Origin of the sequence: Pseudodesulfovibrio aespoeensis Aspo-2 (assembly GCF_000176915.2) — a bacterium.
Taxonomy (GTDB): Bacteria; Desulfobacterota; Desulfovibrionia; order Desulfovibrionales; family Desulfovibrionaceae; genus Pseudodesulfovibrio; species Pseudodesulfovibrio aespoeensis.
Genome location: NC_014844.1, coordinates 3,240,926 through 3,260,922 on the forward strand (window position 1 = coordinate 3,240,926; position 19,997 = coordinate 3,260,922).

23 protein-coding genes are annotated in these 19,997 nt (G+C 65.3%); 11 read left to right on the forward strand and 12 right to left on the reverse strand.

Going from position 1 to position 19,997, the window contains the following annotated elements:
* Positions 1 to 30 precede the first annotated feature (30 nt).
* The gene (locus DAES_RS15045) at positions 31 to 999 is read right to left on the reverse strand and encodes a TAXI family TRAP transporter solute-binding subunit (RefSeq protein WP_013515892.1); all 969 of its coding nucleotides are present in this window, start codon (positions 997 to 999) and stop codon (positions 31 to 33) included.
* 483 nt (positions 1,000 to 1,482) lie between these two features.
* Between DAES_RS15045 and DAES_RS15050 the strand changes: the two genes are divergently transcribed.
* From DAES_RS15050 to DAES_RS15080, 8 genes are all read left to right on the forward strand, one after another.
* Entirely contained in the window at positions 1,483 to 2,229 is a 747-nt protein-coding gene (locus tag DAES_RS15050) for an RNA methyltransferase (RefSeq protein ID WP_013515893.1), read from the forward strand.
* Positions 2,230 to 2,305: 76 nt separating this feature from the next.
* The gene (gene dinB / locus DAES_RS15055) at positions 2,306 to 3,484 is read left to right on the forward strand and encodes a DNA polymerase IV (protein WP_013515894.1); all 1,179 of its coding nucleotides are present in this window, start codon (positions 2,306 to 2,308) and stop codon (positions 3,482 to 3,484) included.
* Between the two features lie 129 nt (positions 3,485 to 3,613).
* Positions 3,614 to 4,861: a hypothetical protein gene (locus DAES_RS17080; RefSeq protein ID WP_013515895.1), complete on the forward strand. Its 1,248-nt coding sequence runs from the start codon at positions 3,614 to 3,616 to the stop codon at positions 4,859 to 4,861.
* An 84-nt stretch (positions 4,862 to 4,945) separates the two neighbouring features.
* Positions 4,946 to 5,116 (forward strand): hypothetical protein, encoded by a 171-nt coding sequence (locus DAES_RS17825; protein WP_013515896.1) that lies wholly within the window; start codon positions 4,946 to 4,948, stop codon positions 5,114 to 5,116.
* A 15-nt stretch (positions 5,117 to 5,131) separates the two neighbouring features.
* Positions 5,132 to 5,572, forward strand: a complete 441-nt coding sequence (fliJ, locus tag DAES_RS15065; RefSeq protein ID WP_013515897.1) for a flagellar export protein FliJ — start codon at positions 5,132 to 5,134, stop codon at positions 5,570 to 5,572.
* Entirely contained in the window at positions 5,553 to 6,236 is a 684-nt protein-coding gene (locus DAES_RS15070; RefSeq protein WP_013515898.1) for a MotE family protein, read from the forward strand. Before fliJ ends, DAES_RS15070 begins: the two co-directional genes overlap by 20 nt.
* 213 nt (positions 6,237 to 6,449) lie before the next feature.
* Positions 6,450 to 7,226 carry a tRNA pseudouridine(38-40) synthase TruA gene (gene truA / locus DAES_RS15075; protein ID WP_013515899.1) on the forward strand — a complete coding sequence of 259 codons (777 nt, stop codon included), beginning with the start codon at positions 6,450 to 6,452 and terminating at the stop codon, positions 7,224 to 7,226.
* Positions 7,223 to 8,155, forward strand: a complete 933-nt coding sequence (locus DAES_RS15080; RefSeq protein ID WP_013515900.1) for a DMT family transporter — start codon at positions 7,223 to 7,225, stop codon at positions 8,153 to 8,155. Before truA ends, DAES_RS15080 begins: the two co-directional genes overlap by 4 nt.
* Before the next feature lie 47 nt (positions 8,156 to 8,202).
* Here DAES_RS15080 and DAES_RS15085 read toward each other — a convergent pair whose 3' ends face one another.
* The 6 genes from DAES_RS15085 to cbiE form a co-directional block, all read right to left on the reverse strand.
* The gene (locus DAES_RS15085) at positions 8,203 to 8,715 is read right to left on the reverse strand and encodes a cache domain-containing protein (RefSeq protein ID WP_013515901.1); all 513 of its coding nucleotides are present in this window, start codon (positions 8,713 to 8,715) and stop codon (positions 8,203 to 8,205) included.
* A gap of 104 nt (positions 8,716 to 8,819) precedes the next feature.
* Positions 8,820 to 9,332 carry a cache domain-containing protein gene (locus tag DAES_RS15090; RefSeq protein ID WP_013515902.1) on the reverse strand — a complete coding sequence of 171 codons (513 nt, stop codon included), beginning with the start codon at positions 9,330 to 9,332 and terminating at the stop codon, positions 8,820 to 8,822.
* A 102-nt stretch (positions 9,333 to 9,434) separates the two neighbouring features.
* Complete coding sequence (locus DAES_RS15095) at positions 9,435 to 9,833, reverse strand: secondary thiamine-phosphate synthase enzyme YjbQ (protein WP_013515903.1); 399 nt, start codon at positions 9,831 to 9,833, stop codon at positions 9,435 to 9,437.
* Positions 9,834 to 9,841: 8 nt separating this feature from the next.
* The gene (gene cobM / locus DAES_RS15100) at positions 9,842 to 10,633 is read right to left on the reverse strand and encodes a precorrin-4 C(11)-methyltransferase (RefSeq protein WP_013515904.1); all 792 of its coding nucleotides are present in this window, start codon (positions 10,631 to 10,633) and stop codon (positions 9,842 to 9,844) included.
* Complete coding sequence (locus DAES_RS15105; protein ID WP_013515905.1) at positions 10,633 to 11,172, reverse strand: 3'-5' exonuclease; 540 nt, start codon at positions 11,170 to 11,172, stop codon at positions 10,633 to 10,635. The genes cobM and DAES_RS15105 overlap by 1 nt, the downstream gene beginning before the upstream one ends.
* Positions 11,173 to 11,426: 254 nt before the next feature.
* Positions 11,427 to 12,671, reverse strand: a complete 1,245-nt coding sequence (gene cbiE / locus DAES_RS15110) for a precorrin-6y C5,15-methyltransferase (decarboxylating) subunit CbiE (RefSeq protein ID WP_157864878.1) — start codon at positions 12,669 to 12,671, stop codon at positions 11,427 to 11,429.
* Between the two features lie 174 nt (positions 12,672 to 12,845).
* Here cbiE and fsa point away from each other — a divergent pair, with 174 nt between their 5' ends.
* Positions 12,846 to 13,493 carry a fructose-6-phosphate aldolase gene (fsa, locus tag DAES_RS15115; RefSeq protein ID WP_013515907.1) on the forward strand — a complete coding sequence of 216 codons (648 nt, stop codon included), beginning with the start codon at positions 12,846 to 12,848 and terminating at the stop codon, positions 13,491 to 13,493.
* A 99-nt stretch (positions 13,494 to 13,592) separates the two neighbouring features.
* Here fsa and DAES_RS15120 read toward each other — a convergent pair whose 3' ends face one another.
* Positions 13,593 to 14,363 (reverse strand): exodeoxyribonuclease III, encoded by a 771-nt coding sequence (locus tag DAES_RS15120; RefSeq protein WP_041271862.1) that lies wholly within the window; start codon positions 14,361 to 14,363, stop codon positions 13,593 to 13,595.
* A 327-nt stretch (positions 14,364 to 14,690) separates the two neighbouring features.
* On the opposite strand from DAES_RS15120, the gene DAES_RS15125 reads away from it, so the two are divergent.
* Positions 14,691 to 15,887: a BaiN/RdsA family NAD(P)/FAD-dependent oxidoreductase gene (locus tag DAES_RS15125; RefSeq protein ID WP_013515910.1), complete on the forward strand. Its 1,197-nt coding sequence runs from the start codon at positions 14,691 to 14,693 to the stop codon at positions 15,885 to 15,887.
* Positions 15,888 to 16,002: 115 nt separating this feature from the next.
* On the opposite strand, the gene cmk is transcribed toward DAES_RS15125, so the two are convergent.
* The 3 genes from cmk to DAES_RS15140 form a co-directional block, all read right to left on the reverse strand.
* Positions 16,003 to 16,665, reverse strand: a complete 663-nt coding sequence (gene cmk / locus DAES_RS15130; RefSeq protein WP_013515911.1) for a (d)CMP kinase — start codon at positions 16,663 to 16,665, stop codon at positions 16,003 to 16,005.
* Positions 16,658 to 17,758, reverse strand: coding sequence for a histidinol-phosphate transaminase (gene hisC / locus DAES_RS15135; protein WP_013515912.1), 1,101 nt, complete (start codon positions 17,756 to 17,758; stop codon positions 16,658 to 16,660). Before hisC ends, cmk begins: the two co-directional genes overlap by 8 nt.
* A gap of 125 nt (positions 17,759 to 17,883) precedes the next feature.
* Positions 17,884 to 18,324, reverse strand: a complete 441-nt coding sequence (locus tag DAES_RS15140) for a universal stress protein (protein ID WP_013515913.1) — start codon at positions 18,322 to 18,324, stop codon at positions 17,884 to 17,886.
* A 298-nt stretch (positions 18,325 to 18,622) separates the two neighbouring features.
* On the opposite strand from DAES_RS15140, the gene DAES_RS15145 reads away from it, so the two are divergent.
* Positions 18,623 to 19,099, forward strand: a complete 477-nt coding sequence (locus DAES_RS15145; RefSeq protein WP_013515914.1) for a hypothetical protein — start codon at positions 18,623 to 18,625, stop codon at positions 19,097 to 19,099.
* Positions 19,100 to 19,227: 128 nt separating this feature from the next.
* Here DAES_RS15145 and DAES_RS15150 read toward each other — a convergent pair whose 3' ends face one another.
* The gene (locus DAES_RS15150) at positions 19,228 to 19,953 is read right to left on the reverse strand and encodes an ABC transporter ATP-binding protein (protein WP_013515915.1); all 726 of its coding nucleotides are present in this window, start codon (positions 19,951 to 19,953) and stop codon (positions 19,228 to 19,230) included.
* Between the last annotated feature and the right edge of the window lie 44 nt (positions 19,954 to 19,997).

Sequence of the window (19,997 nt, forward strand, 5' to 3'; positions counted from 1 at the left end):
CATGGCCGACAGGGTAACAAGGAATCGCGGCTACTTGAGGACGCCCATCTCCTTCCAGAACCTTTCGGCACCGGGGTGCAGGGGGGTGGCGGCGGGGTTCACACCCAGCAGGCCGTCCTTGACGCTCATGACATCAAAGCTTTTCTTCTGCTCGACCATGTGCTTGAGCCCGGCGTCGGACCAGATGGCCTTCATCAGTTCGTAGACATGGTCCGCATCGACACTGGCGTTGGTGACCAGCAGGGCGGAGTCGGAGAAGGACGGGGTGTCATGGTCCACGCCGCGGTAGGTTCCGGCGGGAATGGTCACCTTGCCGAAGTAGGGATATTTTTCAAAGTAACCGGACGCCTCGGCGTCGGCGGCCACGTTGATCAGGTCGATGTCGTTGGTCTGGGCGGCCATCATGACCGCGCCAGCCGGGGCGTTGGTCAGCAGCCAGAAGGCGTCGAGCTGCTCGTTGCCAAAGGCCTGGGCCGCATCGTCGTAGCCCATGGCGTTGCGCTCGATCTTGTCCCAGACGCCCAAGTGGGTGAAGAAACGTTCACAGTTGGCGAACGCGCCGGAGCCCGCGTTGCCCACGCCCACCTTTTTGCCCACCAGATCCTTGGTGGTGTTGATGCCCGCACCCTTGCGGACCACAAGCTGGGCCGGGGCACCGAAGAGATAGCCCATGACCCTGATGTTGTCATATTTGTTGGGGTCGCCGGTCATCATGCCGTTGCGGCCCAGGTAGACCTCGCCCGCATACACGGTGCCGAACTGGACCCGCCCCGCGTTGACGGTGCGCAGGTTTTCGGTGGAGCCGCCGGAGGACTGCGCCTTGATGGAGAAGTCCGGGTTGTCCTTGATGGGGTCGTAGACCTGGACGGCGTTGGCCACCACCTGGAACGTACCGCCAGCCGGGCCACCGCCGAATACGTAGCGTTTCTTCGCCTCAGCCGAATACGACATGCCGAGCACCACGAACAGGGCCAGGGCAATGGGCAGAATCCGTTTCATGTTTCCTCCTTGGACCGCAATAATGTTGGATTGGACCGCAACTCTTTCTGCCAGACACAGTGTGATCAGGCAAAAAACACCCAGGTCGGATGGGACTCCAACCGGTAGCATGTTGTGGCACAGAACGACAAATGTTTCAACGCATTTCATAGAGCGCGGCTATCGCCACACGTTGAATTGTATAGAGATTCAATATCATTGCCTTTTGACGGAGCAATCAGTCAGACGGACTGCGCAGCCGATGGCCCGCCCAAGACTTGACTGACCAGTCAATCACAGAACCCGGCATGCACCTTGGCGTGGCAGTGCATTGACTGAGCAGTCAATCGCACGCCACTGCATTGCCGGATGCGGGGATGGGCTTCACAGCGCATGGCCGCCTGCCGCTGGGCGGAGTGGCCGCGCCCTTTGACATCCGCCCGCCATGTGCTACATGGCCGGGGTCCGGGACGCCCCGGCATCCGCGCACCTTGGAGGGAAGGCATGCTCGACGATCTGGCCGTGATCCTGTTCCGGCCCAAATATCCGGAAAACATCGGCTCCGCGGCCCGCGCCTGTCTGAACATGGGCGTGTCGCGGCTCATCATCGTGGCCCCTTACAACCTCGACATGGACAAGGCGCGCCCACTGGCCACGGCCCACGCCCGGCACATCCTCGACAGCGCGCGCGTGGTGGAGACCCTGGCCGAGGCCGTGGAAGGGTTCACCTCGGTCTACGGCACCACGGCCCGCACCGGCGGCTGGCGCAAGGGCATCATGAGCCCGACCACCCTGGCCGGGGTGGTGGACGAACGGCTGCGCTCGGGTGGGCGGGTGGCCATCCTCTTCGGCCCCGAGGACACGGGACTGACCAATGACGAAACCTCGGTCTGCTCCGGGCTGATGACCATTCCCACCAGCCGCGAGGGCACCTCCCTCAACCTGGCCCAGGCCGTGGTGGTGGTCCTCTACGAATGCTTCAAGCGCGCCCTGGACGCGCCCTTCACCCCAAACGGCCCGCCCACGGAGCGCGCCACCACGGTGCAGGAGCAGGAAGCCCTGTTCGAAAACCTGCGCGAGAGCCTGCTGGCCATCGACTTTCTCAAGGGCGACAACCCGGACTACTGGATGCTCCCGGTGCGCCGCTTCTTTGCCAAGATCAACCTGCGGCGCAACGAGTTCAACCTGCTCATGGGCGTGTGCCGCCAGATCCAGTGGTTTGTGACCAAATACGGCCCTGACCGGAAATAGTCCCCACGCGATTGCCCGGCACACTGGCAGCCCCAACGCCCTTAACAAACCGCACGCCACCCGCTATACAGATCCCATGCAGACGTGGATCCTCCATATCGACATGGACGCCTTCTTCGCCTCGGTGGAGCAGCTCGACCACCCCGAGTACCGGGGCAAGCCCCTGGCCGTGGGCGGCACCTCGGACCGCAGCGTGGTCTCCGCAGCCAGCTACGAGGCTCGCAAATGGGGCGTGCGCTCGGCCATGAGCGTGGTCAAGGCGCGCAAGCTCTGCCCGGACCTCCTGCTGGTCTCGGGCCGCATGGGCCGCTACAAGGAAATCTCCAACCAGGTCATGGCCGCGCTGCACGAATTCTCACCCACCGTGGAGCAGGCGAGCGTGGACGAGGCGTATCTCGACGGCACCGGGCTGGAACGGCTCTTCGGCCCCATCGACCAGGTTGCGCGGCAGATCAAGACGCGGGTCCGGGAAGTCACGGGGTTGACCTGCTCGGTGGGCGCGGCCCCGGTCCGTTTCCTGGCCAAAATCGCCTCGGACGTGAACAAGCCCGACGGCATGTTCATCCTCCGGCCCGAGGACGTGGCCGGATTCCTGCGCACCCTGCCCGTGGGCCGGATTCCCGGCGTGGGGGCCAAGCTGGCCGAGACCCTCAGACACATGGGGGCCCGCACCTGCGGCGACATCCTGGGCAGGCCGCGCAGCTACTGGGAACAGCGCGTCGGCAAATACGGCGGCGCGCTCCACGACCGGGCGGGCGGCATCGACCCCAGCACCGTGACCCCCACCTCCGAGGCCAAGAGTTGCAGCGCGGAAAACACCTTCCACGAGGACACCACGGACCGCGAGGTGCTGAACCGCTGGCTTTTGGCCCAGTCCGAGCGGGTGGGGTCGGACCTGCGCGGCCACGGGTACAAGGGCCGCACCGTGACCCTCAAGGTCAAATTCGCGGATTTCACCCAGATCACCCGCAGCCGCAGCCTGGACGCGCGCACCGACAACACCGCCCTCATCTGCGAGACCGCCCGCGACCTGCTCGGCCAGCTGGACCTGCGGCGCGCCGTGCGGCTCATCGGGGTCGGAGTTTCCAATTTCTCCCCCCGCCCCCGCCAGCTCACCCTGTTCGACGACGCTCCGGGCGAAATCGAGGCCACCAGCGGGCTCGACCTGGCCGTGGACGCCGTGCGCCGCAAGTTCGGCCCGCGAGCGGTCACCCGGGTCGATCTCCTGGACCTGAAGAAAAAAAACACGTCGTGACAGGCAGATGACGCTGCCCGCCCCCGTGTGCCCGGCCCTCTTGCCAAACAGCCCAAACATTACTATCTAGGGAGAACATCTACTCATCACCCCGAACCCGCCGCAGGCGGGGAGGAAATCTATTACCGCATGAAAAAAATCATTCGCATTTTAGCCCTGTCGCTCGTCCTGGCCGTCTGTTCCGCGCTGCTCCCGGCAGCGCCTGTCCTGGCCGAGGAGGAGGACGGAGGCATCATGGGCGTCAAGCTCTCCATGAAACCCACACCCCTGGACGCGTCCGTGGAAACTGGCATCGACCACCTGTTCGATGTCCTGCACGACCCGGCCAAGCCCTTTGACCAGAGCCAGGTCCGGGCCATGCTCGATTTCGTGACCACCATGCAGGACGACCCCAAGGACATCGAGCCCGCCCGGCGCTTTGGGGGCCTGGGCGTGTGTCTGCGCAAAGAGGTTCCCACCTCCCTTGAGACCATCCTGCGCTACTTCTACAACCCGGACATTCCCAATTTCCTGCTCTGCCCCGCGGTGCTGCGCCTCTCTGGCTGGCGCGAGGGCAGCGAGTTCCTGACCCGCGGGCGCACCCTGTGGGACGAACTGCCCACCCTGGACGCGCCCGTGCTGGTGCGTGGCCGGGAGTTCGAGGTCAACACCCCGGATTCCTTTGCCGAGGCCTACTACCGCTATGACCTGGAGCGGCTGATCATCCTGCTCAAGCATGACGGCAAAAACGTGGCCATCTCCATCTCCGAGCAACCCGAGCAATCCGACGTGGGCCGCAAAGGGGCCATCCTGGACGACCAGCAGTGGGACTACTTCTACTCCGGCATCGAGGGGCTGAACAAGGGCATGATCGGCTGGATGGACACCTTCATGTACCGCTCCGGCTCGGTCCAGGTATTCACCGAACACGACGCGGTCGCGCCCAGGAGTTCGGTCTTCCTGTTCAAGTGGCTCAAGGCGGGCTGGGCGGGCATGAACGTGGTCAAGCGCAGCCACATCTACGACGGCAGCCTGCGCTACGCCCGCAGCTTCAGCACGGTGCTCGAATCCGCCAGCCTGACCCCGGACGAGGTGGCCGCCGGCATGCGCGCCGTGGCCGCCCTGCCCAAGGCCGAGGTGGACGCCCAGATCAGCGAATACGCCAGGAACTTCGAGATCCGGTTCAAGGACAACCCGAAGCTCCAGAAAAAGGAATACGCCAGCGTCATCGCCGATGGCCGCTACGGCGATGTGCTCGACGCCGACGCGCGCAGGAGCGTGCTCGCCCTGCAAAAGCTCAAGTGCCTGATCGGCATGGACGCCCTGCTCGACATGTGCGCCTCGCCCGTGGCCTCGACCACGGAACCGGCCAAGCCCGAGCCGACTCCGGGCAGCTAGCCAACAGGGCCGAACAACGGTATCATGACGGCGCGCGGCAGAGATGCGGCGCGCCGTTTTTGTCTGCAACCCAAGGAGTGCGCCGTGCCGACCAGCGAGAGCGAAGCCAAGTTCAAGTTCTGTCCTCTGCTCAAGACCAGCGACGACAAGATGAAGATGTGCCAGGGGACCATGTGCATGATGTGGCGCTGGGCCGACACCGCCCGCCAGCTCGGTTACTGCGGGCTGGCCCCCTTGGCCGCGCCCGGCGCGTAGGCAGCCGGATATCTCATGGCCAAGCCGTTTTCCTTCAAGCTCCAGAGAGTGCTGGACTACCGGACCCTGCTCGAAGAGCAGGCCAAGGGTGCCCTGGCCATGGCCAAACGGGCTTTTGACGCCCAGGCAGTCAAGGTGACCGACCTGGAGACGAGCCTGTCCGCCCACCTGGGCAAGGCCGCCCAGATGAGCGGGAGCGCCAACGACCTGTGGCTCTGGCGGCAATACAAGGCGGCCCTGGAACAGGACCTCTCGCGGGAGCGGATCGCCCTGACCCAGTTGGAGCACAAATTGCATAAATGCCGCCAGCAAGCCGTGGACCGCTCCAAGGATAAAAAGCTGCTCGAAAAGCTCAAGGAAACCCAGGCCAGGAAGCACAATGCCCATGAAACAGCCCGCGAGACAAAAGAAAACGACGAGATGGCAACCATTCGGTATGAACGTAAAGATATCTAGGGTTCTTGCCAGCCTCGTTCTTCTGGCCCTGCTCAAGCTCGCCGTGTTCGGCATGCTCAGCGTCGATTCCGTGACGCTTCGCATCATGCAGGCCCTGATGCCCGAGACTGTCCCGACCATGGCCCTGGCCGTGGCCCAGGCGCAGGAGCAGGCGCCTGCCCCGGAATCCGCAGCAACCACCACACCCATAGCCGACACCGCCGACTCCGCCGCCAATCAGGCCGCCACCCAGGAGACCGAGGCCGACAAGGCCGCCGCCGAGGTGCGCACCGAACAGAGCCTGCCAAGCGAATGGCGGGTCCTCAAGAGCAAGGAAGAGGAACTGGCCATCAAGGAGCGCACCCTCAAGGAGATGGAAGTGTCCATCCGGGCCGAGGCCGTCAGGGTCGAAAAGCTCCACGCCGAAATCCGCCAGATGCTCGACGAGGCCCAGAACATCAAGGACAAGCGCGTCCGCCAGCTGGTGGACATGATCTCCAACACCAAGGCCAAGAAGGCCGCGGAAATCCTCCAGACCATGGACACCGATCTGGCCGTCAAGGTTTTGTCGGGCATGCGAGGCCGTCAGGCAGGCGAGATCCTCTCCTTTGTGGAGGCCAAAAAGGCTGCCGAGCTCTCCGAGCGACTGACCCTGCTCCAGATTCCGTTCATGGAGGAGCAATAGCCCGCGCCGCCACAACCCGATCATCAGGGCGGGCTTTGTCAATACTCTAAGGGCGGGACCATCATCAGATGGTCCCGCCCTTGCCGGTGGCCGCCCCGACCCGACGCCCCTCCCGATGGCAGAAATTGGCGCTTCAAAAACATCGCGTCCTGGCGTAAGTGAATACCCGGCCCCTTCATCGGCCCAGGACACCCGCAACACACGGACCACGCCATGCCCCGCTTCCTGCTCACCCTGGCCTACGACGGCACCGATTTTTCCGGCTGGCAGCTCCAGGCCAGGGACCGGACCGTGCAGGGCGTGATCGAAACAGCCCTGACGGAAATCATGGGCTCGCCCGTCCGGCTGCACGGCGCGGGACGCACCGATGCCGGGGTCCACGCCCTGGGCCAAACCGCGCACTTCGACTGCCAGGACATCCGGGCCTCGATCCCGTGGCAATGCGCCCTGAACGCCCGGCTTCCCGAAGACGTGCGCGTCCTCGCCTGCCGCCGGGTGGCCGACGACTTCCACGCCCGCTATCAGGCCCAGGCCAAGACCTACGAATACACCCTGTGGCACACCCGCGAGTTCTGCCTGCCCCAACGGCGGCGATTCGCCTGGAATTGCGGGCCTCTCGATTTCACGGCCATGGAGGCGGCGGCGCGCCTGCTCACGGGCGAGCACGATTTCGCCTCGTTCCAGAACACCGGCACCCCGGTCCGTTCGACAATCCGCACCGTCACCGCCATCTCGCGCCATCCCGGCCCCACACCCCATGAAAGCGTGTGGCGGTTCACGGCCAACGGCTTTCTCAAGCAGATGGTGCGCAACCTCGTGGGCTGCCTTGCGGCCTGTGGCCGGGGTCGGCTCGCGCCCGACGAGGCGGGCCGCATCCTGCTCGCCGCAGACCGCGCCCTGGCCCCGGCCACGGCCCCGCCCCAGGGGCTGACCCTGATCTCGGTGGCGTATCCGGACCAAACACTTGATTTGACGGAAGGATTACTGTGAAGATCGTGCTTGTCGGCATCCTGGCCGCCCTGTTCTTCAGCACCACCTTTGTCCTCAACCGGGCCATGAGCCTGGAGGGCGGCCACTGGGTCTGGTCGGCCAGCCTGCGCTATTTCTGGATGCTCGCCCTGCTGGTCGCCGGGCTGCTGGCCTTTCGCCGCCCCCTGCTGGTCGAGACCCTGCGGCTTTACGCACGCCACGTCGTCTTCTGGACCCTGGCCGGGGGCGTGGGTTTCGGCGTGTTCTACGCCCTGATCACCTTCAGCGCGTCCTACACGCCGGGCTGGGTGGTGGCCGCCACCTGGCAGACCACCATCCTGGCCACGCCCGTGGTCCTGCTCGCCTTTGGCCGGACCGTGCCGCTGCGGGCCATGCTCCTGACCCTGCTCATCTTCGCCGGGGTGGTGCTGGTCAACTGGGAGCAGGCCGCAGCCGGGTCGTGGCGCGACGTGCTCCTGGGCGCGGTGCCGGTGCTGGTGGCGGCCTTTGCCTATCCCTTTGGCAATCAACTGGTCTGGGAGGCGCGACAGGGCACCCTGCGCCGCCTGCCGAAGCTCGACTCCCCGGCCATGGACGACCCCTTCTGCCGGGTGCTGCTCCTGACGCTGGGCTCGCTCCCCCTGTGGATCATCCTCATCGCGGCCACCACCCCGCCGCCCCCGGCCCTGGATCAGGTGGTCAACACCGCGCTGGTTGCCATATTCTCAGGCATCGCGGCCACCAGCCTGTTTCTCTACGCGCGCCACGCGGCCCGGTCCGCGTCCGAGCTGGCCGCCGCCGACTGCACCCAGTCCATGGAGGTGATCTTTTCCCTGGCGGGCGAGGCGATCCTGCTGGGCGGCGTGCTGCCCGGCCCCCTGGGCTGGCTCGGCATCATGCTGACCATGCTCGGCCTGGCCCTCTACATCCGGGTCCAGAATGTCAGGTAGCAAAAGGCTCCGCCTCTGGGATCGCCAGCGACAAGAATCAATCGATATCATTCTATTTCAGGAAGATAGAGACCAGACCCGATAATGAGGTCCGTGCCGGGAATGGGCAGGACATAGCCAAGCTTCTCATGGGGTCCGACAGCGTCCGGCTTTTCCCATTGGTATTCCAGGAACCCGCCCCCGGCCATTCCCAGCTCGATGATGGTCCTGATCACCGGGAACCCGTTGCCGTCCCTGTAGTCCATGAGCGAACGCCCGACCAGCGCGGGGTTGGAGCCGTGGGCAACGCAGACGCCCAGGGTGTCGTAAACAAAGAAATACCCGTTGTGTTCCGGAAAGAACCGGGACGAGGCGACAAAGGCGCGCAAGAGGCGAATCTGCTCGTCCCTGTCGGCCACGACCGCGAACAGGCCGCCCAGGCCGGTGGCCGCGACAGTGACCACCAGCTCCACGTCCGGGCGGGTGGTCCGCGTCTTGCCCCGGACCTCGGCGGCGCTCCCCGTGGGCCAGAGCGCGGTCAGCAGACACAGGGCGGCAAAGGTCAGGAGCAGGCGCGGCATGGCTATCCCCCTGTGTGACGGGTGAGACATGTCCCGACCATACGACACCGGCCAATTCTCACCATTATTATCGGAAGCGGCAGCCTGCGCCGTGGGCCTCGTCCCTACTGGCCGTCAGGCAGGTACAGGCCCGATCCGATGATGAAGTCCGTGCCGGGAATGGGCAGGACATAAGCGACTTTCCTGTGCGTTCCATCCACATCGGGCTTGTCCCACAGGTATTCCAGAAATCCGCCCTTGGCCTGGCCCAGGTCCACGATGGTCCGGATCACCGGGAATCCGTTGCCGTCCTTGTAGTCCATGAGCGGGCGACCGATCAGCGTCGGGTCGCTGCCATGGGCAACGCAGACACCCTTGGTGTCGTAGACAAAGAAATATCCGGTTTTGTCGGCAAAAAAGCGCGAGGTGGTCACGAACTCGCCGATCACCCGAAGCTGCGCCTCCCTGTTTGCCACCCCCTGGACCTGCCCGGCCAGCCCGGACGCGGCCACAGTGACCACCAGCTCCACATCGCTGCGCACGGTCCGCGCCTCGGCACTGGCCTCGCCGCTCAAACCAACAAGACACCACGCGGCCAGCACCACGACAAAGAGGGGGGTCCGAACCAGACAAGACATGTTGCGCTCCGGGTTTTGAGGGTGAAACATCAACGTTTGCCCGACCATACAACGCCGACCAATTTTGTCCATGTATTTTGGCGTGTCATCCATGGCGGGCCGTTACGCCCCAGCCACGAACTTGACCCACAGCGAGCGCGCTCTCGGTCCGTCGAACTCGCAGAAATAGACCTTTTGCCAGGTGCCGAGCCGGATGTCGCCGTCCTCCACCATGAGCATCTGGTCGCAGCCGAACAGGCTGGACTTGATGTGGGCGTCGGAATTGCCCTCGGCGTGGCAATAGTCGCCGCGCTGGGGGACAAGTTTGCCAAGGTTGACCACCATGTCGCGGGCCACGTCCGGGTCTGCGCCCTCGTTGACGGTCACGGCCCCGGTGGTGTGCGGGCAGTGGAGGAGCAGCAGACCGTCGGTCCAGCCCTGGGCGCGGATCAGGGAGCGCAGCTGCCCGGTAATGTCGACCATCTCCTCGCGCTGACCGGTACGGATCTGCACTGTCTCCATGGCGTCTCCTAGGTGCGGAACATGTGGGAAAATCCGGGATCGTAGAGCAGGGAGCGGGCCTGTCCGGCGTCGTGAGCGCCCTGGCCGGGCAGGATCAGGAAAACCGTCTGGCGGGTGAAGCCACGCTCGCGGGCCGTGGCGGCCAGATGCGCCAGATCGGTCTCGACCACGGCCTGATCGGGCCAGCCCACGCGCCGCGCAATGACCACCAGGGTGGCCGGGGCCAGCCCACCGGCCAGCAATTCACCCTGCACGCCCGCCGGATCGCCCGCCGAGAGATAGACGCACATGGCCGAGCCGTGGGCGGCCAGGGAGCGCAGGGATTCGGTCTCAGGCACCGGGGTCTTGCCCGCCAGCCGGGTCAGGATCAGGGTCTGGGTGACTTCCGGCACGGTGTAGGACCGCCCGGCCAGAGCTGCGGCGGCAAAGGCCGAGGTCACGCCCGGCACCACGGCGCAGGGCACGCCGTCACGCGCCAGCAGGTCCATCTGCTCGCGGATGGCCCCGTACAGGGAGGGGTCGCCGGTGTGGACGCGGGCCACGGTGCCGCCCTGGCGCACGGTCTCCATGATCAGGGCATGGGTCTGGTCAAGGGACAGGGGCGCGGAATCGACCACGCGCGCGCCGGGCCGGGCGCAGGCCACCACCTCGGGCGGCACCAGCGATCCGGCATAGAGCACGAGGTCTGCCCCGGCGATGAGCCGCTGCCCCTTGATGGTCAAAAGCTCGGGATCGCCCGGCCCCGCGCCGATAAAATGGACCATGCCCATGTCGTGGACCATGCCCTTCTCGTCGCCCATCACAGCACCCGGCTCAGGAAGGCGGGGTTCTCGCGCAGTCCGCTGACCGCGATGCGCGCGCACGCCTCGGCATCAGACGCGGCGTGGTGGTGGGTGAGTGTGATGCCGAGATGGCAGCAGACATTGGGCAGCTTGTTGGACGGCAGCTGCCAGGTGGTGCGCGCCAACTGGACAGTGCACAGAAACGGCTGCACAGGCGGCAGGCAGCGCGACTCGCGGCAGCAGGCGGCGAGCACGGACTTGTCGAACGAGGCGTTGTGGGCCACGAGAAAATCCGCGCCCTCAAAGAGTGGGGACAAATCCGGCCACAACTCGCCAAAGGCGGGCTGATCGGCCACGTCCTCCCAGTGGATGCCGTGGACCTGGACGCAAAAGGGGTTGAACCGCCGCCTGGGGGGCCGGATGAGGCGATAGTCGCGGGCCACGATCTCGCCCCGGTCCACCACCACAAGGCCCACGGCGCAGGCCGAATCGCGCTTGGCGTCCGCAGTCTCGAAATCTATGGCCACGAATCGGGTGGTCTCAACGGTGGGTGTCATGGCGCTCCTTCACTCAAGTTCGTGCCACCGGGATACACCAAAGGCGTCCCCACGCCAAGCCGCCCGGCGGGCAGTGAATTTGGCCGAAGCAGCATATGGTTACGCCCCACCCCCCACTGCCCGCAACGCACTGGCGGCGGGAAATGGTTCGAGTGCTAGGCGCGAGAAACAGGAAAGACCGAAGCGTATTCCTCATACGCGAGGGTTTCCCTGGTTCGAAGCAACGACGCAATCGGGCCGTTTCCCGCCGCCAGTCAGGGTTTTTCGGCCCAGAGGATAAATACGGGATTTTGCGCCTTGAAGCGGAGATCGCCTGCCAGAGAGTCGGTGGCCGAGGCCTGGAGTTGGGTGACGCCGAAGTGCCAGCCCAGGGACTGGAAGTAGTCCTTGGCCGTGTGCAGCGTGTCGAGGAGGATGCAGTGGACGACCATGCGGCCACGCGGCTTGAGGCGGTTGCAGGCGATTTCGAGCAGGGTGGTGTCCTCATTGGATGGGCCGCCAAGGCCGCCGCCGATGAAGACACGGTCGGGCCGGGGCAATCCTTCGAGGCAGCCGGGCATGGAGCCGAGGACCACGTCCACCAGCCATGCGCCGGTGCGCCGGATGTTCTCGCGGATCATGGCCGCGCGGGTCTTGTGCCGCTCCACGGCAAAGACGCGGCCCTGCCGGGCGAGGTGGGACGCCTCGATGGAGACCGAGCCGCAGCCCGCGCCCAGGTCCCAGATGGTGGAGGACGGCTCCACGTTGAGCAGGGCCAGCCCCGTGGCGCGCACGGGCAGCTTGGTGATCAGGTTCTTCTGGTGCAGGTAGAAGTGGTCGGGAATGCCCAGGGTCAGCTCGATCTCAGGCGGGTAGAGCCGCTCAAGGATGATGAGGTTGAGGTCCGCGAATTCCATGCCCCAGGTCTCGGGCAGGGCCAGGGGGCGGATGCGCTCCTGCGGGGTGCCCAGGTCTTCGAGCACGGTCATGGCAAAGCATTCGGCCCCGCGTTCGAGCAGGGCGCGGGCCACCTCTGCCGGGGTGTTCTCGGCATCGGTGAACACGGCGATGAGATCGGCGCGCACCAGGGCGGCGTAAAGCGGCGAGAAGTCGTCGCGGCCATGCAGGGAGACGAAGTCCATCTCCTGCCAGGCCAGACCGAGCCGGGCCGCAGCCAGCTGCATGGTGGAGAGGTTGGGCTCCACCAGCAGGTTTTCGCTGCCCAGCTCCTCGGCCAGCCGCTTGCCAATGCCGAAGAAGAGCGGGTCGCCGTCGCAGAGCACGGCCACGGTGCGCCCCTTGGCCGCAGCCTTGCGGATGGCTTCGAGCACCGGCGCGAGCTTGCCGGTGATGGGCAGCCGCTCGGCCCCCTTTTGGATCAGATCGTCCGGGCAGGCGGCCAGGAGCCGTTTGCCGCCCGCGACAACATCGGCGCGGGCCAGCACCTCACGGGCGTGCGGGGTCATCTGGAGCGAACCGGGCGCAAGCCCGATGACATGGACAGGTTTCATGGTCGGCATTATCGGCATGGTCGCCAATGTAGCCAAAATCCGGGCCGGGGGAAAGGGGAATGCGCCTTGGCCGCCACTTGGCCCAGATGCGCCCCTCCCGTTTGACCGGATCGATTATTGTGCTATGGGTAAGGCATTGTGAAAGAGGTCAACGGGTTGTCGACACAGCGCCAAGGAGAGCAGATGCAGTTTTTTCTGGATACGGCCAATGTGGATCAGATTCGTGAGGTGCAGGGGCTGGGGCTGCTGGACGGCGTGACCACCAACCCGACGCTGCTGGCCCGACAGGGCGGCGACTGGCGCGAGCAGGCCTCGCTCATCTGCTCCATGGTGGACGGCCCGGTGAGCCTTGAGGTCATCGCCACCACCCATGAGGAGATGATCAAGGAGGCCAAGGACCTGGTCTCGTTCGGCGAGAACGTGGTGGTCAAGATCCCCATGATCGCCGAGGGGCTCCGGGCCATGCGCGAGCTTGGCGAGCGCGGCATCCGGGTCAACGCCACCCTGGTCTTCTCGCCCGCCCAGGCGCTGCTGGCGGCCAAGCTGGGGGCCACCTACGTTTCGCCGTTCGTGGGTCGGCTCGACGGGCTCTCCCAGAGCGGCATGGAGTGCGTGGAGCAGATACGCACCATATTCGACAACTACGACTTCAAGACCCAGATCCTGGTAGCCAGCGTGCGCCACCCCATGCACGTCCTGGACGCGGCCCTCATCGGCGCGGACGTGGTCACCCTGCCCTACGCCACCCTGGCCCAACTGATCCGCCACCCCCTGACCGACTCCGGCCTGGCCGCCTTCCTGGCCGACTGGGAGGCATTCCAGAAGGGGTAGGCGGACGATCAATACCTGCATGGCAACGCAGACGTCAGGTCGAGGGAGATGAACACTCTATGCACAATGACCCTATTCCCCTGACACCCCTCCCGCCCCTCAGTGGGTATCTATCTCCACGCCGATGGGGCAGTGGTCGGAGCCGGGCACCTCGGGCTCTATCCAGGCGCGCACCACCTTGGGGCGCAGCTCTTCGGAGACAAAGAAGTAGTCAATGCGCCAGCCCGCGTTGTTCTGGCGGGCGTTGAAGCGGTAGGACCACCAGGAGTAGTGGCCGGGGCCGTCCTCGAACAGGCGGAAGGTGTCCACATAGCCGTGGGCGATGAAGCGGTCAATCCAGGCGCGCTCCTCGGGCAGGAAACCGGAGCGCTCCGCATTGGCCTTGGGGTTCTTGAGGTCGATCTCGCAATGGGCGGTGTTGAAGTCGCCGCCGACCACGATGGGCTTGGTCTTGCGCAGGGCCTGGGCATGGTCCAGGAAGGCGTCGTAGAAGCCCATCTTGAAGGCCAGCCGGTCGTCGCCCATCTGGCCGTTGGGAAAATAGATGTTGAAGAGGTGGAAGTCGGGATATTCTAGATGCAGCACGCGCCCCTCGCCCTGAAAACGCGCGTCGGGCAGGCCGATGGTCACGGCCAGGGGCTCTGGGTTGGCAAAGCAGGCCACGCCGGAGTAGCCCTTTTTCTTCCTGGACCAATTCCAGTAGTGGTTGGCGTAGGAGTCGGGCTCGCGCTCTTCGGGCGCGAGCTGGTCCGGGTGGGCCTTGGTCTCCTGGAGCATGACCACATCGCCGCCGCAGCCGTCGAGCCAGTCGCGGAAGTTCTTCTTGATCACGGCCCGGTAGCCGTTGACGTTCCATGAATAGATGATCACGCCGAACCCTCCAAAGGCAAAGGGGAACCGCACCAGCCGATTCCCCTTGCTACCGCCGGTCTCCCGGCAAAAACTTTGCATCGCGCCGCCCGTGACCGGGTGACGATGACAGCCGTCTGCCGACTACTTCTCGTTGGGGGTGCTGACCTTGATCATCACCAGCGCGGCGATGGTCATGCCCAGGCCCAGGAAAAACCAGAAGAAACCAATCATAGCCACATCCTCCTCTTTTGCTTGGTCGAACTTCCTTCCTAGCAGAATCCGTGCTGCTTGAAAAGGCGGTTTTGCCCTCTGGCCCATACGGACCTTCCCTGTTAGTGTCGCGCCATGTCAACACCAGCACACTTTGATGTCATCATTCTGGGCGCAGGGGCTTCAGGCCTGTATTGCGCCATGCACGCGGCCATGCGCGGCCTGCGGGTCGCCATCATCGACCACGCGGACAAGCCTGGCCGCAAGGTCCGCGTCTCGGGCGGGGGCAAGTGCAACTTCACCAACCTCGACGTGACGCCCGCCAACTACCTGTGCGCCAATCCCCACTTCGTCAAATCAGCCCTGGCCCGCCACTCTCCGTGGGACGTGATCACCTTTTTCACCGAGCACGGCGTGACCTTTGAGGAGCGCGAGCACGGCCAGCTCTTCACCCTCAAGGGGGCCGGGCATCTGGCCGGCATCCTGGTGGACCGCTGCCACAAGCTCGGCGTGGACATGCTCCTGGGCCGGACCATCGAGGCCGTGGACGGCCCCGGCCCGTTCCGGGTCAACACCGGGGGCGAGATATTCAAGGCGGACGCCCTGGTCATCGCCCTGGGCGGCCCGTCGTGGCCCCAGGTGGGAGCCACGGACCTCGGCTTCCGGCTGGCCGGGCAGTTCGGCCTGCCCCTGGTCAGGCCCAAGCCGGGGCTGGTCCCCCTGGTCTTTGCCAGGGACGAGCGCGAACTGTGCGAATCCCTGGCCGGCAACGCCCTGGACGTGACCATCGAGTGCAACGGCGCGCGCTTCACCGACGCGTTGCTCTTCACCCACAAGGGCATCTCCGGCCCGGCCACGCTCCAGATATCGTCCCACTGGCGCGAGGGCGACCCGGTGATCATCGACTTCCTGCCCCGCATGTCCGTGGCCGATCTGGTGGAAGCGAACCGCACCTCCACCATGCAACTGCGCACCCTGCTCAGCCAGGAGCTGCCCAAGCGGCTGCCGTCCGCCATCCTGTCCGAGTCTCTGGCCGCCACCGAGGTCAGCCAGCTGAGCAAGCGGCAGATCGAGGTGGCCGCCAACCGCGTCCACCGCTTCAGCGTCACGCCCGCCAGCACCGAGGGCTATGCCAAGGCCGAGGTGACCGTGGGCGGCGTGGACACCTCCTGCATCTCGTCCAAGACCTTTGCATGCACCACCGTGCCCGGCCTGCACGTCATCGGCGAGACCCTGGACGTCACCGGCCACCTGGGCGGCTACAATCTGCACTGGGCCTTTGCCTCGGCAGTCGCCTGCGCCGAGGGGCTGGCGGAAAATCGGAACAGTTGACAGCACAACCGCCAGAATCAGGCCCACGAAAAGACCGCCTCCCCCATGTGAAATTCTGCGGGGGAGGCGGTCTTTTCGCGCCCGGAATCAGGCGACCGGTATCAGCCAATCGGAATCAGGCGCGCACACCCCGGACCAGGGCCGCGAAGGCCTCGTCGATGGTCAGGCTGGTGGTGTCGACAATCACGGCGTCGGGCGCGGGCCGGAGCGGGGCCTCGGCCCGGTTGCGGTCCTGGTGGTCGCGCCGGGCGATCTGGTCGCGCAGCTCGTCGAGATCGGCGGGCTGGCCCATGTCCGTGAGCTGCCGGAAACGCCGCCGGGCGCGCTCGTCCGGGGTGGCGTCGAGGAAGAACTTGCGGTGCGCGGCCGGGAAGACCACGGTGCCCATGTCGCGGCCCTCGGCCACCAGGGAGAAACGCTCGCCCAGAGCCTGCTGGGCCGTCTTGAGACTGGCCCGGACCACGGGCAAGGTGGCGATGTTCGAGGCCCACATGCCCACCTGCTCGGTGCGCACCTCGTCGCCGATGGGCGCGCCGTCCAGGGTGAGGACCGAATCCTCGCCGATGCCGGACAGGGAAAAGACCATCCCGGCCAGCACCGACGCCAGCTCGGCCTCGCCGCGCTCCCAAGCCCCCTGGCCCAGCCGCCGGGCAATGGCCCGGAACATGGCCCCGGTATCGAGATACGGGATGGACAAGGCGCGCGCCAGCCGCTTGGCCACCGTGGATTTGCCCACGCCAGCCGGGCCGTCGATGGTGACGATGAGCGGGCTATGCACCGAGAATCTCCGCCAGGGCGGCGAGGAAGGCCCGGTTCTCGCCATCGGTGCCCACATTGACCCGGATCATGGCCCCCAGGCCGAAGCTGGCCAGCGGGCGGACGATGATGCCGCGCTTGAGCAGCGACTCGAACACCTGCCGGGCGGGCATGGGCGGCTCGAACATGACGAAGTTGGCCTGGCTGGGCCACACCCGGCAGCCGAGGCGGGGCAGCTCGTTCAGGAAATACTCGCGGCCATGCATGACCACGGCCAGGGTCTCGTTGTAGAAGGTGTCGTCGTCCAGGGCAGCGATGGCCGCTTCCTCGGCCAGCAGGTTGACCGTGAAGGGGATGCGGGAGTTCTTCATGTGCGCGGCCACTGAGGGCGGCATGATGCCAAAGCCCACGCGCAGCCCGGCCAGCCCGTAGGCCTTGGAGAAGGTCCGCAGCGCCACCAGATTCTCGAACCGGTCAAAGGCCTGGACCGGGGTGTAGGACTCGGGCGGCCAGACGAAATCAATGTACGCCTCGTCCACCACCAGCAGGCAGTCGGGCGGCAGCACCCCGGCCAGCACCGAGAGGTCCTCGACGCCTGCGGCCTGTCCGGTGGGGTTGTCCGGGCTGGTGACGAAAACCATGATGGTGTTCTCGTCCGCAGCCTCGGCCATCTTGTCCAGCGGCAGCTCGAAATCCGCGCCCCTCTGCACCTCGCGGTATTCCACGCCGGTCAGCTGGGCGCACATGCGGTACATGGAGAAGCAGTGCTCGTAGCAGACCACGTTGCTCTTGCCCGGAACGGCCCGGATGCGAAAGAGCATGTCGATGATCTCGTCAGACCCGTTGCCCACCACCACGCACTCGGCGGGCACGCCCACGGACCGGGCGATCTCGGCCACCAGCCGGGGCGAATGGTTCTCGGGATAGCGGAAGGTGCGGGCCGCGTGGCGGGCGATGACCTTCTGGACCACGGGCGAGGCGCCCAGCGGATTCTCGTTGCTGGCCAGCTTGATGACCGTGTCGAGCCCGTAGAGCTCCTTGATCCTCTCGATGGTCAGCCCCGGCGTGTACGGCTCGAAATCGCGTATCTCGGGACGGACGCTGAAGTCTTTCATGGGTACCCCCTCCCCAAATGGTGTCTGGATCGACCGCAGCCGCCGAATCCCCTGTCGGCAAAAAAAGGAACGGCCTGAGCCGTTCCCTTATAATCTTTACCCGCCCCCGTAAAGGGGAACGCAGGCTAGCTGGGCCGGACGGTCAGCACCGGAACCTTGGAGGACTTGACCACCTTCTCGGCCACGGAGCCGAACAGGATGCGGTCGATGCCCTTGCGGCCATGGGTGCCCATGACGATCATGTCGCACTTCTCGGCCTCGGCGATGGACAGGATCTCCTCGGCTGGGTAGCCGGTGACCACCTTGCCCACGGTGGTCAGATCCTTGAAGTTGTCCTTGACGAACTCGGTCATGGTGTCCTCGGCCCCGGTGACGATCTCGCCCACGAAGTTCTCTATGGAGCTGGGCGGCACATGAAAGCCCACATATTGGCTCAAGGAAGGCGCCACATAAAGCACTACCACTGTGCCGCCGGAGCAGCCCGCGATCAGGTTGGCGTACTCCGCAACCCTGGGGCTGTAGTCCGAAAAATCAACCGCGCACAACACTCTCTTGACATTGGCCATTGTCATTCTCCTTGGCTTGCTGTTACCTGACCTGAGGCCCCCATCGCGCAACGCGCGCCCACAGGGCCGGAATAAACGGTATCTTCCATTTATTTTCTGCCAGAGCGCGCCAGGATAGACAACCTTTTTCTTGTGCATTACCATCCAACCCACAGAGGGTGGCCGTCCCCGTGGATACGGCATTTTTTTCCCACTGTCTACGGATCAAAGCAATCAATTCCGGCATGATAGCGTATAAAGCCACCTTGGCAGGCTCCTTGCATCAATGCAGGCAAACCACAGGATAGGAGTGAGAACCATGAAGATCCGTCCTGATCAGATCGAGGGCATACAGCCGGAACAGACGCAGCGGAGGACAGCCACCCAGTCCACGCCCGGTCAGGCCTTTGGGGAGTTCCTCAATCAGGAAGTGGCCAGGGGGGAATCCCCGACGGCTGCCGCGGCTGTTATGCCGCCCCTGATGGCGAACCCCCTGCTCGCCACAGGCGCGCTCGACCAGGTCCAGTCCGTGGACAAGACCGGGGCAGCCGTTGCCGGACAGGTTGAATCCATCCTCGACAAGTGGGACAGCTACGCCGCGACCCTCCAGACCTCCGGGGCCAGCCTCAAGGCCGCCTACGGCACTCTGGACGAGATCGCGTCGGGCGTGGAAGCCATCAGGACCGACGAGCCCGACCTGGCCTCCACTCACCCGGGCCTGAAGTCCATTGTCGATGAGTTGGACGCCATGGCCGCCACCGAGCGGTTCAAGTTCAACCGGGGCGACTACATCTAGCCGCCGCCCCCCTTTCTGCGAAACCCGGACAGCCACCGCGTTGTCCGGGCCTTCGTGCGCGTTGTGGCGAGCACGGCAAAGCCCCCTTCAGACCTTGGTCCGAAGGGGGCTTTGCCGTGCCTTGCGCCCTATTCGCCGAGGTATGCCTTGCGGATGTCGGGGTTGGCCAGCAGGGCCGAAGCCTCGTCCTCCATGACCACTGAGCCGGTTTCAAGAACATAGCCGCGCTGGGCGCACTGGAGCGCCAGATTAGCGTTCTGCTCCACCAGGACCACGGTCACGCCCTGGCCGTTGATGGTGGCGATGATTTCGAAGATCTGCTTGACCAGCAGCGGGGCCAGCCCCATGGACGGCTCGTCCAGCAGCAGCACCTTGGGCCGCGACATCAGGGCGCGGCCCATGGCCAGCATCTGCTGCTCGCCGCCCGAGAGCGTGCCGCCCTGCTGTTTGCGCCGCTCGCGCAGCTTGGGAAACAGCTCGTACACCCGCTCGCGGTCGTCCTTGATGCCCGCCTGATCGCGGCGGAAAAAAGCGCCCATGTCGAGGTTCTCGGTCACCGTGAGCCTGGGGAAGATGCGCCTGCCTTCCGGCACCTGACACAGCCCCCGGGTGGGCAGGATGTCGGGCGCGACATCGTTGATGCGCTCGCCCCGGTAGAAGATGTCGCCCTCCGCCGCCCTGACCACGTTGCACATGGTCATCAGCGTGGTGGATTTGCCCGCGCCGTTGGCCCCGATGATGGTCACGATCTCGCCGTCATACACCTTGATCGATATGCCCTTGAGCGCCCTGATCCGGCCATAGGCCGAGACCACGTTTCGCAGTTCGAGGATGGGCTGCCTGTCTTGATCCATTGGGGAATGCCTCCGGCGGCTTAGGAAACCTTTTGAAAAAGGTT